12 protein-coding genes are annotated in these 13,800 nt (G+C 48.2%); 5 read left to right on the forward strand and 7 right to left on the reverse strand.

The annotated features are described in order from the left end of the window. Window positions 1–136: 136 nt before the first annotated feature. Window positions 137–976, forward strand: a complete 840-nt coding sequence (locus OXN25_16480; GenBank protein ID MDE0426449.1) for a hypothetical protein — start codon at window positions 137–139, stop codon at window positions 974–976. Window positions 977–980: 4 nt separating this feature from the next. Further along, a complete protein-coding gene (locus OXN25_16485) occupies window positions 981–1,748 on the forward strand; it encodes a hypothetical protein (GenBank protein ID MDE0426450.1) in 768 nt (255 codons plus the stop codon). Between the two features lie 47 nt (window positions 1,749–1,795). Here OXN25_16485 and OXN25_16490 read toward each other — a convergent pair whose 3' ends face one another. The 6 genes from OXN25_16490 to OXN25_16515 form a co-directional block, all read right to left on the reverse strand. Beyond that, a complete protein-coding gene (locus OXN25_16490; GenBank protein MDE0426451.1) occupies window positions 1,796–2,944 on the reverse strand; it encodes a HEAT repeat domain-containing protein in 1,149 nt (382 codons plus the stop codon). 53 nt (window positions 2,945–2,997) lie between these two features. After that, window positions 2,998–4,695: a DUF3352 domain-containing protein gene (locus OXN25_16495; protein ID MDE0426452.1), complete on the reverse strand. Its 1,698-nt coding sequence runs from the start codon at window positions 4,693–4,695 to the stop codon at window positions 2,998–3,000. 15 nt (window positions 4,696–4,710) lie between these two features. Continuing rightward, entirely contained in the window at window positions 4,711–6,408 is a 1,698-nt protein-coding gene (locus OXN25_16500) for a cation acetate symporter (protein ID MDE0426453.1), read from the reverse strand. Then, window positions 6,405–6,680 (reverse strand): DUF4212 domain-containing protein, encoded by a 276-nt coding sequence (locus tag OXN25_16505; protein ID MDE0426454.1) that lies wholly within the window; start codon window positions 6,678–6,680, stop codon window positions 6,405–6,407. The genes OXN25_16500 and OXN25_16505 overlap by 4 nt, the downstream gene beginning before the upstream one ends. 62 nt (window positions 6,681–6,742) lie before the next feature. Continuing rightward, entirely contained in the window at window positions 6,743–7,330 is a 588-nt protein-coding gene (locus OXN25_16510; GenBank protein MDE0426455.1) for an SIS domain-containing protein, read from the reverse strand. Window positions 7,331–7,603: 273 nt separating this feature from the next. After that, window positions 7,604–9,403, reverse strand: coding sequence for an iron ABC transporter permease (locus OXN25_16515; GenBank protein MDE0426456.1), 1,800 nt, complete (start codon window positions 9,401–9,403; stop codon window positions 7,604–7,606). A 440-nt stretch (window positions 9,404–9,843) separates the two neighbouring features. Between OXN25_16515 and OXN25_16520 the strand changes: the two genes are divergently transcribed. From OXN25_16520 to OXN25_16530, 3 genes are read left to right on the forward strand one after another with little or no spacing between them, the layout of a single operon-like run. Further along, window positions 9,844–10,968: an ABC transporter ATP-binding protein gene (locus OXN25_16520; protein ID MDE0426457.1), complete on the forward strand. Its 1,125-nt coding sequence runs from the start codon at window positions 9,844–9,846 to the stop codon at window positions 10,966–10,968. Window positions 10,969–10,977: 9 nt separating this feature from the next. Next, window positions 10,978–11,166 carry a hypothetical protein gene (locus OXN25_16525; GenBank protein MDE0426458.1) on the forward strand — a complete coding sequence of 63 codons (189 nt, stop codon included), beginning with the start codon at window positions 10,978–10,980 and terminating at the stop codon, window positions 11,164–11,166. A 3-nt stretch (window positions 11,167–11,169) separates the two neighbouring features. After that, entirely contained in the window at window positions 11,170–12,804 is a 1,635-nt protein-coding gene (locus OXN25_16530) for a thiamine pyrophosphate-binding protein (GenBank protein MDE0426459.1), read from the forward strand. A gap of 19 nt (window positions 12,805–12,823) precedes the next feature. Here the strand turns inward: OXN25_16530 and OXN25_16535 are convergent, their stop codons facing one another. Beyond that, window positions 12,824–13,648, reverse strand: a complete 825-nt coding sequence (locus OXN25_16535) for a phytanoyl-CoA dioxygenase family protein (GenBank protein MDE0426460.1) — start codon at window positions 13,646–13,648, stop codon at window positions 12,824–12,826. Window positions 13,649–13,800: the final 152 nt, after the last annotated feature.

A 13,800-nucleotide genomic window follows, 5' to 3' on the forward strand; every position in this document is an offset into this window, starting at 1 on the left:
GTGATAACATTAAGAAAACTGAAATTGCCTATGTCCAAAACTACTTATTGCGTATCTTTTAACTCCGACGAGAGCAAATCCTCCCGTTACTATTCTGAAACTGGAAGGACTTGCTCTTTAGCTTAAGGATAAAATAATGAAATTTATAATAATGTGTGGGCTTTACTTCATTTGCTGTAGTTTTAGCTGGCTTTCTTATGGGCATCAAGACGGCGTGAAAGAAAGTACTCCGCCTCACGTTCACTTAGTCAGCGATATACTATGGGCAAAACATCTTGAAACCTTCAAAGAACGTCTTACTACCCAACCGGAAGCAGCACGCACTGAACTTCGGAACGTCGCCAACAATCTGTTTAACAAACACCTTCTCATTGATGAATGGATTCCCCTCTACTTCCGACTCAGCCGAAATGGAACCGAACACTCGTCGGATGTGATGCGTCTGTCTGAATTGGAAATCCGGATGCTCACTGATATTGATACGAAAAAGTACGCAGCACAGATACAAAACCACCAGAGGATACTTACAACACTCAATAGGAATCCCAATCTATTTCACAGGTACTCCCATGAAGAACCAACAGAGAATCCCACAATTAGAGATACGCGCAAAAACCATCAAAACAAAAACGAGCACCTCAGAACAGATGCCGAAGCCGCTCGCACCGAATTTCTCAAACAAGCAACGTCAAGAGGCTACGCTGAACATCCCCTTCTTGAGAAATGGGTTTCTCTCGGTGTTCAACTTTTCACCACAGACGTTTCTACACTTGGGGATGTTATTACATTTGTCGAGTTACAAATTCAGATGCTGAAGGATACGGCACCCGAAACCCAAAAGAAAATGATTCAAGAACTGGGACGCTCGCTTGAAGCTCTTAATAAACTCAGCAAAGATCGTAATCGTAAAATTGCAGGACCCATTAGAGCATTCATCGGTTTGCCTGACAAACCGTCAAATCCAAAGGAGGAATAGGGAAATGCATATCAATCCTTATCGCTTATTAAGCGTTGCCAGCATTCTGACTATTCTCATCTGTGTCGGAATCTTTCTCTACACACAATGGGAGTTAAAGAGATTTAACGAATCTCTGCCGAAGGCTCCCATTACACAAGCAACTCCTGGACTTTTTTTTACGCCCCGAGAAGAGGTTCAGCATCAAATCAATCAAAACCAAGTAAATCGCACGTATACCGATCTATTGAGTGAAATAGAATCAGAAACAGTAACCGATAGTCCAGAAAGTGCTGAATCTGTGAGTGGTGATGAAGTTATACAAGAGGAAAATGACACGCTCAATACGTTTTTCCAAGATTTCTTTGGGGAAATAGGTACCAACTCACTCACGGATACGGAATTCGCAGATTCCACCGGTTCCACTGAAAAATTTCCCTTTGACGTAAAACTCGTAAAAGCAGGCTATGATGATTACAACGCCTATCTCACAACTGATCCAGACTACGCATATCAACGTCTTGACGATGCCTTCCGCGAACAATTTGGAAATTCTCCAGATGTCGATATTGTCGTTGAAACGATAAAACGCAGCAACAACGGTAATATGACGTTTGACGATGCTATTAACAACGCAGAAGCGTTCTTAAGGCTGATAACGCCGCTAAGTCCGCCTGGCGGTATTCAAGAAGTCGAGAGTTTTATTGCATACCTAAAAACATCTAAGCAATTAGCATTAGAAGAAGGCGCAGCGCGCGTCCGCATGCCAATTTACCGCATTGAGAGTGATTAATGAAATCTATTTCCGCTTCAGAGATATGCCTGGAAATTGCTAAATTGCTATTTCGCCCCTTCAATCCGTTGAATCGCTTTTTGTGCAGCGTTGCGAACCTTTTGAGAGTTATCATCAAGGGCGTTTGTCAATGCAGGCAGCACGTCGGGTGAAGTCGCACGCATTTCACCGAGTTCGTCAGCAGCGTTGCGTCGGACATCCTCATGAGCGTCTTGCAGTGCGCCGAGGAGTGCTTGAACAATCATTCTCTCGGAGTCTTCAGTCGTTTTACCCTTTTCACCAATTGCCCCTAAGACATCGATAATGTGTACACGGGTCACGGGTGATGTGTTGTTCCCCAATCCATCTGCCAATATCGGAATAGCGGTTGTGGCAGCACCTTTGCCGAGTTGAATCAGCTCATCTTCGGCACGGTTTCGGACAGACTTGGATTTGTCAGCCAAAGCATTTGTGAGTGCGGTGAAGGTTTCTGAGGAGGCTGCTCGTATATCAGACAACTCTTCTATAGCGTTTGTTCGCACGCTTGAGGATTCGTCTGCGAGACTGGCGATTAAGGCATCGCGGATGCTATCTGTGGGTTCTCCGTTTTTTGCGCGGCTTTCGCCGATGCCACCTAATACATCAAGCGCATCGGCGCGTGTTTCCGATGATCCTCTCGTCCGGACTGCAATAAGTGCGGGAATGACAACAGCCATTGATTCCGGTGAAGTTGGACGTACATCGTCTAATTCTTCGAGTGCCTCACGGAAAACTTTGTCAGACGGGTCGTTAAGGGCTGTCGCCAATCCGATAGCGATGGCATCGACATTCCGTTTCGCCTTTCTCTCACGTTCGCCGATTGCGCCTAACTTATCGGCAGCCTTTTGTCGAATCTGTTCAGACGGATCCTGGAGTATCGCGATGAGCGCAGCCGTCCCTGGCCTCCCAATATCCGCTAAGAAATCCACAAATTGACGTTTCGCTTTCTCGGATTCGTCAGCCAACGTCGGTACAACTTGTGCAAGGAGCTCAGCTTGCCATTCTGCTTGCAGTGCGCGTTGTTGTGCTTTCAGTGCGTTGAGTTCCACCTTGAGTTGCGCAAAACCTTCTTGTGGTGCTGCTGTTGCTTCCTGAGATTTCACCCTCTGACCGATTCCCAAACCGAGCAGCACACCAATGATAGCTGCTATCATCCAAACATATCGTTTCTGACGCATAATTTCACTCCTTTATCGTTTGAAGTTATAGTAGATTTCGCCTCTTTCATCATCTATTGCCCTTCCATATTCCAAATAACAAATGGCATCAATCTGGCGAGTGCCTCAAGACCAGTGGTTTTCCGTGATAGGCTCATTTCTAACGACGCTTCGTTATCTTTAACCGAAACCCACGCCACCATTGGCGGAATTTCACTGGAATTGACGAAAACCCTATCGGAAGGTGGCGGTCCTTTCTCAAGCTCGAAAGCCCGCGCCACATTCAGCTGCGCAATCGCTATAGGGGGCTTCGGCAGCTGCATGAAGTAAACCGGACTCTTACCGTTTTTGATTTCATCAATAAGGGCATACATCTGCTCTTCCGAGGAACCGAAAAGAAAAAGTCCATCTACCGTGGCGTAGTGGAGGTTGGTCGCAAATGTGGACACGCTTACCCCATTGTGGTCTGTTTGAGAAACAGAGAGATTTTGCAAGTTAGAAATGCTATTGCCCAACTGGCTCCATTTGCGTGGGTTACTTGCATTAAAAATTAGGGCACCTTGTGTTTCCGCGCCGCCAGCATCCATTGAAAACGCGCCGTCAAACTCGATTTCCAGACTTTCCAAGGCACTTGGGTCAAACTGTGCCAAGTCATTTATGGCTATGGCAATTTCGCCTGTCAGACTTGGAAAAATATCGTCTTCCAGATTCAGGTTCAAGAGGCCTTCCAAAAAAGATATGCCTGCATAAACATCGTCATCTGCCTCTTCAGCAATGAATTTGCTAATGCCTTGCCAAAGGACTTCAGAAACCACCGGTGCGATAGCGATGAACAAGTCTTCGTCTGTGGACACGGCTTTGACCGTTTTGAAACGATTTTCGCCTTTCAAAAGATGCCCAGAATTAGGAGCTAACTGATAGAACCGTTCAATAGCGTGCTGCGTAAATGGTCCGTACAAGGTGAAGAACTCGCCGGTTTCTAACACGTTGAATTCTCCCAACAGCACCTCAAAGACATCAAGTTCGTCCAATGCCGTTATGAGTTTCTCTAAATCATTGAGATCTTCTTTTTCTTCATCTACCGGAAAACTTTTGAGTGTCTGCTGAACGTTGCAGAAAAGGGAAACCTGTCCAGAACCTACCGCTTTGGATATTTTGGCATAGTGCGTGTTTTTCGCGATGGAAGGCTCTTTCTTTCGGAACGTATCCATCAATTTCTCGAAAGCATTCTCACCGATGCCGAGGACGAGAAACTCATCAACAAACCCATACTTCGCCACGTACTGCTGGTTCACCTTCATCATGTTGTAGGGGACCCGTTGGTATTCGCCAGCGTCTACGTGAAAGGTATTTGTATCGGACATCCCGATGAGTCCTTCTACAATTTTAGTGAACCGTTGGAGTTCGCTGAGATTCCCGCCTGAGTGGACGGTCAGCCCCATTTCTGGCGTGTTTTCTGCGTTTGACCATACTGCGAACGCCGTCCGGTAGCCAACTGTCTGAATTACACTGAGTAGGTCGGTGCCGAGGAATCCCTGGACCATCGCAATCCCTTGTTGCATCTCCTGCCAGTCGGGTGTGTTCGGTAATAGGGCAAATGCCTTTTCCCAACTCTTAGAAGTTTCAATCTCACCGTAGACCTCATCTATGTCTTGGAGTTTTAGATAAAGGAGACTCTCCTGTGGTATGAAGTCTTCGACCTTTGCTGCGTTCGCAAAAGAAACGGTGAGTAGTAATAAAGATAGACAGCACGTTAAAAATCTTGCCTTCATTAGAAACCTCCATTTCTATGGCACCCGAATATCGTCAACGAGTGCTTGCACCTCATCCGGTGGTGGCGCGGTCAGAGCCGACACGCTGAGGGAAACAATAAAGTTTAAGACCATACCGAGGGTGCCGATACCTTCGGGTGAGATGCCCCATAACCAGTGGTCGGGGGTATTGAGTTCGGGGCTGATAAATTTGAAGAAGATGATATACGCCGCTGTGAAGGTAATACCGACGATCATGCCGCTAATCGCGCCTTCTTTGTTCATGCGTTTGGAGAAGATTCCCAAGACAATTGCCGGGAAAAAGGAACTCGCTGCGAGCCCGAAAGCGAAAGCGACGACTTGCCCGACAAATCCGGGCGGATTTATCCCGAAATACCCGGCGATGCAGACGGCGACCCCCGCTGCAATACGTGCGGCCTTCAGTTCCTGTTTTTCTTGTAGGGTCGGCATAATCGCGCCCTTGAGGAGATCGTGTGCAATTGCCGTTGAGATAACCAAGAGTAAACCGGCTGCGGTTGAGAGGGCAGCGGCTAAACCCCCGGCGGCGACCAACCCCACAATCCAGTTCGGAAGTTTTGCGATTTCAGGGTTCGCCAGTACCATAATGTCTCGATCGATCGTTAATTCGTTGGGTGTATCTGATTTTGGACCTCGATATTGTATTGCACCATCCTCGTTTTTGTCCTCAAACTTAATCAGACCTGTCTCTTCCCAATTTTTAAACCACGACGGAACATCCTCGTACCTAATATCTGTGCGCTCGCCGTTCTGCTCAAATCTAACGGTTTTGAGAAGGTTCGTTCGGGCAAATGCTGCGACAGCGGGTGCTGTCGTGTAAAGGATTGCGATGAACAGTAATGCCCAGCCCGCGGAGATCCGCGCTTCAGAGGCTTTTCGGACGGTATAGAATCGGATAATTACGTGAGGGAGTCCGGCTGTTCCCAACATCAATGCTGCCGTGATAAAGAAGACATCAATCGTGCTTTTACTGCCATCTGTATAGAGATTAAATCCCAGCTCTTCGTTCAAGCCGTTGAGTCGGTCGAGGAGATAGAGTCCTGAGCCATCCGCCACTTTTCCCATCAATCCTAACTGTGGGATGACATTGCCTGTAATCAAGATAGAAATGAAAATCGCAGGCACGAGAAACGCAAAAATTAGGACACAGTACTGCGCAACTTGTGTATACGTAATGCCTTTCATCCCACCGAGTACAGCGTAAAAGAACACAATTCCCATGCCGATGAAGACCCCGATTTCGATGTTGACGTTCAGGAATCGCGAAAAGACAATACCGACACCGCGCATCTGTCCTGCAACGTACGTGAACGAGACAAAAACCGCACACACAACAGCGACAATCCGTGCGACTTGCGAATAGTACCGGTCACCGACGAAATCGGGAACCGTATATTTACCGAATTTACGGAGGTAGGGTGCCAAGAGCAACGCCAGCAGGACATAGCCGCCTGTCCATCCGAGTAGATAGACGGAACCGTCGCGCCCCATAAACGAGATAAGACCCGCCATGGAGATGAAAGACGCGGCACTCATCCAATCCGCTGCCGTTGCCATGCCGTTGACGACGGGATGCACATTGCTGCCAGCGACGTAAAAATCACCCGTCGAACGCGCCTTTGACCAGAGTGCCACGCCGATATAGAGTGCGAAGGAGAGGCCGACCATCACAAATGTCCATGTTTGTACGTTCATGATTGCTCGGTCTCCTCTGTTTCTGTCCGGTATTTTTTCTCTAAGCGGTTCATCAACCAGGCGTAGACGAAGATGAGTTCAACAAAAATCCAGATAGATGCCTGTTGGGCGAAATAGAAGCCGAGTCGATACCCACCGAACCGAATCTTATCGAGTTGCTCTACGAATACGATTGAGCATAGGTACGAGGTGATAAACCAGATACTCAATAGAATCGCAAGATATTGCAGGTTTTTCCGCCAATATGCCTTATTTTTCGCTGATGTATCCATAAATTGTCCTCCAATGGTTGGTGCGTCATGATATTACATAGTATCAGGAATTTCCGTCTCTGTCAATAGTTCTCAGGAAACATCAATCGCTCGACATGCTCTATCAGGATGTGCAATACCTTAATGTGGATTTCTTGGATGCGGTCTGCAGTATTGCCGGGGGCAATGAGGTAAATATCGCAGTGGTGTTTGAGTTCGCCGCCATCTCTACCGAGTAATCCAAACACTTGTATTCCGCGCTGCTTTGCTGTCTCGGCTGCCCGAATAACATTCGCGGAATTTCCGCTTGTTGAGAGGACTATCAGTAAATCACCGGGGTGTCCGAGTGCCGATAGTGGACGTGCGAAGACCTCTGTGAACCCAAAGTCGTTCGCTGTACAGGTGATATGTCCGGCATCACTGAGGGCAATTGCTGGCAGCGGTCTCCGATTGTCTCGAAATTTCCCAGTGCATTCTTCAGCGAAGTGCATCGCGTCACACAGGCTTCCGCCATTTCCGCACGTGAAGATTTTACCTTGCCGTTCAAATACGTCTTGCATCATTTCTGCTGTCTTCGCGATGGTTGCAATATTTTCAGGGTTTTGTATAAACCGATTCAGCACTTCCTGTGCTTCCAACAACGCATCGCGGATGGTATCCAAAATGTCCATTGTATTATAGTGTTCTGTCAACTTTCAAATGATGGGAAACCCCAGTTCGTAGTAGTGCGATTTATCGCACGTCAGAAACGGGCAATGAATTGCCCTACTACGAACGACCTATCAGTTTAGACTGGACAGACTAATAGGTTGTTGGTTAATAGTTATTGGTTGTTAGTTAAGAGGGTTAATCAACAATATGGATGCCTTATGGCATTCACGGGGTAACAATTCAAGCCGCTTGGAAGAACCTGGCGGCTATTTATGGAGATTGTAAATGCCCTGCTAAATTCGGAAAATTTCGCCTAATTTCCCGCCAAGGACGCGTCCGGCACCCAACAGACAGGCGATTAAAATTAACATACCTACTACGCCAAGCGCGCTTGCTGTATAGGGTCCGTGATCGGGACGTTGAGAGAGTGCCCAAATCGCTTTTGTAATCGGATAGTGTTGATCTTTCATCGCCAAGATTAAGCTATCACTCACTTCGAGCATGGAGAACGAGAACACAAGAATCGCGCCCGCGAGGATGTTCGCGATAACAAGGGGTAAGGTAATTTTATACAACGTCCGGATCGGGGTCGCTCCCATGTTTTGTGACGCTTCTTCGTACGTCACACTCGTCTGTTGGAGTCCAGCGTAGATGGAGCGCAGCATATACGGCAATCTCCGCACCGCATAACTGATGATTAAAAGGAAGGTCGGGTTCTGTCTCGGATCAATCACAGAGATGAGTCCGTCTGGTAAATGTCGGAGGAGAAGGGTTGTGTCTGAGAAACTGCCAAGGTAGCCAAACGCAATTGCAACGCCCGGTAGTGCCAATGGTAGCATCGCAACAGCATCCAACAAATTTTGGAACGGGAGACGTTTGCGGGTCAACAGATACGACACCACAATCCCTACGAGAAGTGCCAACAGCGTACTAAAAATGCTGTATTTCAGGCTGTTAAGAATACTTGGTAATGTGTCTGAGTGTGTGAAGGTCTCTACATAGTGTGCCAACGTCCACGATTTGGGTAGCACGCTCAACCGCCATTGGCTCACATCGGGTGTTAGGGAGACAAGGATAACACTGATATGGGGTAACAACGCCATGAGTGTCAATCCACCGATAAAGAGATAGATGACCGTACGCACGATCCAGTTCGCATCGGTTTCACGAGAAGTCACGTGTCCCCTCCCCAGCATTTCATAATGTTTGCTTCCTGTCCACCGCTTGGAAACATAAAAGGCGAGTGCCGTTAGGACGATAATTAAAACCACAAGGGCGTACCCCATCGGGTTAGCATTCGCTTCAGTCACTTGCCGGAAAATTCTGACAGCAACGACTTCATTATAGTCAAAGATTAAGGGGGTGCCGAGATCCGTGAATGCCCAGATGAAGACGAGAATCGCACCTGCGAAGTAGCCGGGCATCATTAGGGGGAGTGTTATCTGACGGAAGACTTGGAAGCGCGATGCCCCCATATTTTCCGCGGCTTCCTCCAGGCTTGGATCCACGTTTGCGAGTGCTGCGACGATGTTAAGATACATGATCGGATAGAGGTGTAGTGTTGACAACATTACCACACCCCAGAAGCCGCCCCTGAACCAGTCGATAGTTTGGGTTATATCAATCAGGTTCAGTTTCACGAGGAGCATATTGACGCTCCCGTATAAGCCGAAGAACTGTTGCATTCCGATCGCACCCACGAAAGGCGGCATAATCATTGGAATCAGGATGACGGCACGTAAGGTATCACGCCCAGGGTATCGAAACCGCGTCAAAAAATACGCCAGTGGCAGACTCACAACACTTGTTATCAGTGTAACCATTACACCGATTTTGAAACTATTGATAACCAATTCTCGAATATTCGGATCGGTTACCATCAATTTGAAGTATGTGAGGTTGAATTTGTTTTCAATCCAGAACGCTTCTTTAAAAACATAGAGGAGGGGGTATATGAGGAAGACGACAAAAAACAGCGTTGTTAATCCCAAGGCGAGTGTAATTGAGGGTGTTAAGTCGTATTGTCGTCTGAGCCTGTCGATGAAAGACAGCTTGTTTTGCGGGTTCTGTTCTGCCTCTTGGCGATTCAGCATCTTTTTCTCCAACCTTTGTACCATAAAGTGTTAGTTTGTGGCATTCGGGTATAACCTATAAGCGACTTCAACCTTTAAATCCAACTCACGTTTAATTATACCCTATACACCGCTGAATTGTATACATTTTTTCTCAAACAACCTCGATCCTTAATTGGTAGTGGGATTTCTAACCGCACCGGTTCTCTATAACCGACAATTGGAAATCAATTCCTTTTGACCTCTAAACGCAATTCATGCTATACTTTAACGTGAGTTTGATAAAAATGGGTGTCGGGTTTCGCTATCGCTATTGCGGCAGAAAATGCCTTGAAAACCAGCATATTTGTGTAAAGTATACGATTTTTAGGGTATATTCACCGCTCAACCCGACCTACATACCTATTTTCAAGTTCACGTTACTTTAGCAATATCTACAATACGGAATCGTAGAATTCTTTATGGCAACAGTAAAACTCGAAAACATTACAAAAAGGTTCGGCGACCTCACCGCTCTTGACGACATTACCCTTGATATCCGAGATGAAGAATTCTTTGTGCTTCTCGGACAGACGGGTGCTGGAAAAACAACGACGCTTCGGTGTATCGCAGGCTTGGACAAACCCGAAGAGGGTACAATCTACTTGGACGGGGTCAGCGTCAACGATAAAACCCCCGCAGCGCGCGATGTCGCTTTCGTTTTCCAATCGCATATTCTCTATCCACACCTGAGTGTTTACGAGAACATGGCATTCCCACTACATCCGAGAAAGCTTTCCAGTGAGGAGATTGATCGACGCGTCAGAGACATCGCACAGATGCTTCATATTGAGCATCTGCTCATGCGTACACCGAATCAGTTAAGCGGTGGCGAAACACAACGGGTCGGACTTGGGAGGGCGATGGTCCGTCGTCCGCAAGTGTTCCTCATGGACGAGCCTATCTCCAACCTCGATGCGAAACTTCGGACGGAAATGCGCGCTGAAATCCGTTGGCGGCAACGCGACCTCGGCACGACCACCTTCTATGTGACGCACGATCAAGTTGAAGCCATGTCAATGGCGGATCGGATTGCGATCCTTGAGGCAGGCAAAATTCAGCAGCTCGGAACACCCGCTGACATCTACAATCATCCCGCGAATCTCTTTGTCGCTGGCTTCGTCGGCAACCCAAGCATGAACTGCATCCCGTCTGACATCTCCACTGATAGCGGCGAACTTCGCTTGACTTTGGTAAGCAACGTAGGTGGCAATTCGATAACAATTCAGGATGAAAAGATTACAAAAGCCCTGAACAATACCAATCCAGACCGAGATGTTGTCTTCGGCGTGCATCCTGAAGATGTTATTGTGAGCCATCAATCCGTCTCGAACGCATTTCAGGCTGAAGTCTATAGTGTTGAACCGCTTGGCGCGGAAACAATCGTTGAAGTGACGCTCGGCGCGGATGCAACGGGTTCGCATACGATTCTTAAGGCATGCACAACCCCCAACTTTGAAGCCGAAATCGGACAACATCTGTACGTCACATTCGTCGCGGATCGGATGCATTTTTTCGATAAAGCCACAGGTAAAGCTTTCTTGTAGGACGGGCAAGTGCATAAGCACTTGATACCGTTGATTATTTGTAATCCTAACTCCTTAACGATTATGAACTGGCGACTCAAACTCTTTACCCTCATCCCGAATTTTCTGAAACGTATCGGATGTCAAATGCTACGTCGCTTCGGATATGACCCCGATGCATGGCTGGAAAATTTTCTCAGAGAACACAAAGGAGATTAATACGTGAAAGGCGGAGATATTCTCATTGAATGTTTGAAAGCGCAAGGGGTCTCAGCAGTTTTCGGAATGCCCGGCACGCAGAACATCCAAATCTACGATGCCTTGCTGCGACGCGGGAACGGTGTGATTGACCACTATCTCGTCCGGCATGAGTACGCTGCGACACAAATGGCGGACGGTTTTGCTCGCGCAACAGGGGAACCCGGTGTCGCTATCACAGTGCCGGGACCGGGTGCCAGCAACGCATCGACCGGAATTTTAGAGGCGTTCACTGACTGCGCACCTGTCTTGTTGATTACGGGACAGAGCGATTCCAGTCTCTATAGTAAACATCCGAGTAAGATGTTCCACGGCTTAGATCAGATGCACTTTTTTGAGTCGATCACCAAATACTGCGCCATCGCCCACACTGTCGCCGAGATTCCTGTCGTTGTTGAAAACGCCTTTAAAGCAATGCGGAACGGGAGACCGGGCCCCACGATGTTGGAGTTTCCGATGGATGTTGTCACTGGGGAGGGAGATGTCCGAATTCCACCGCGGGTCGAACGTTCCGAATTATCGCCACCTGACGATGCGGATCTCAGCACTGCTGTTGAAACAATCCGTAACGCCAAGATGCCCTTAATCTTCGCTGGTTCTGCTGTCTTCCACTCGAATGCCCGGAACGAATTGCGTCTCCTCGCCGAGAAATTGAACGCCCCTGTCATCGTTACCCGAAATGCAAAGGGTGTTTTATCAGAAGACCATCCATTGGCACTGCAAATTTGCTACGGCTACCTCGGACGCGAGGCGCTCGAACGAGCGGACTGTTTGATCGGTATCGGACCCCGTTTCACCTCTATTGATAGTCGCAATTGGAGTCTGGAACTCCCGCAACCTTTCGTCCAAATTGACGAAGATCCAAACGAGATTGGGCTTGAGTATCCATGTGATGTGGGAGTTGTCGGCGATCTGAAACTGACGCTGCAGGCACTCATTGAAGATGTTGTGCCCGGTGAAAACGGATGGGACGCAGTCCTGACGGAACTCCGAGCCACATTTGACGCACAGCCGCCGCTCCCTATCATCCACGAATTGCAAGATGTGCTTCCGCGCGATACCATCTATGCGATTGATGTCCATGCCCTCGGCTACGCTTCCTTCGCGGAATTTCCTATCTACGATCCGAGGACGTTCCTCTACCCGAATATCGGTGTTGCGTTAGGACATGCCTATCCTGCCGCTATCGGTGCTAAGGTCGCCTATCCTGACCGTCCTGTTATCTGTTTTAGTGGCGATGGTGGATTCTTGATGGGAGCCGTAGAGATGGCAACCGCCATGAAATACGGTATAAACGTCGTGGCGATTGTTGTCAACGACGGGGCGTTGTCGGCGATTAAGGGGTCGCAGTTGAAAGGGTGTGAGGGACGCACGATTGATACGGACTTGTTAAATCCGGATTTTGTCGAGTTCGCGGAGTCTTTCGGTGCGTATGCCAGACGGGTTGAGGATTTGGGCGGCTTTAAGGATGCCCTACGAGATGCGCTCGCTGCTGAGAAACCAGCACTCATTGAAGTGATGCTGCAGGAACAGCAGGACGACATTATCAATGTAATCGGGTGGTTGATGTCCGAACCGCTCCGAAAAACTGGTTTTTAACGCACGGTTCAGCAATAATTTAGTACTCACCCCGTGCGTTCCAACCCGGATATTGTTCTTCTAATGCTGCAAGCGTCTGCGGCGTGTAGTAGGGATGTCCAGCAGGTGGGAACCGAAAAACTTCGCGTTCTGCTGCTGTTAAGGTGCCGATGAATTTCGAGAATGTCGGGTTCCGACCTTTGTCTGTATAGTGTCGAAAACCTTCCCAATAATGGTCTGCCCGTCCCAAACCGAATCCCCACGTGAAGCGTTGTCCATCTTCTCGCAGATAGTCGCTTGCCGAGTGCAACGTGTAGTTGTTGAAGATACAAACGGTTCCAGCTTTGCAAACAAGCGGCTCGTATTTAGAGGTATCGCGTCCATGCGCCTTCGCAAGTAGTCTGAGAGGTGCTTGGTCTTCGTCAACATCCTCAAGGTGTACCCAGAAGCCGATTTGCCCGAATTCAGGCGCGCTTTCGGACTGTGGTAGCAGTGAGTTGTTCCCATTGTCAATATGTAAATTGCTTGGATCGCTATCAACCCCCGGACCTTTAAATCCGGGGTAGCGTGCAATCATACACCCGGCGCGGAAGTGAATCTGCTCGGTTTTCAGAAATTTACGTGCGAATTCCCACGCATGGTGGTCCACGATCCCGCGCAACAGTGCCATTTCAGGGGGTGGAAATTCCGTTAAAATCGCTCTGCCCGGCGGTGGGTCGTCCTTAACTTCTTCCCACGACGGTAACACGCGGCGTTGTGCGGCTTGCATCTCCGCCAGCTGCTCACCTGAATAGTAATCTGGGACAATTAAGTAGCCTTTCGCTAAGAGTTCATCCAGCTGCGCATCGGTAAATTTTTTAGGCATGGTTACCTCCATTGGAGACAGAGAACGGATTTGAACAGAGACAGGTTAAAAATTTTTGCTGACGAACCTTGACCCCAAAGCCCGTCAGCAAAATTGGAAACTCCCCCAGACGGACTCGAACCGCCGACACGATGGTTAACAGCCATCTGCTC

This window comes from Candidatus Poribacteria bacterium (assembly GCA_028820845.1).
GTDB lineage: Bacteria > Poribacteria > WGA-4E > WGA-4E > WGA-3G > WGA-3G.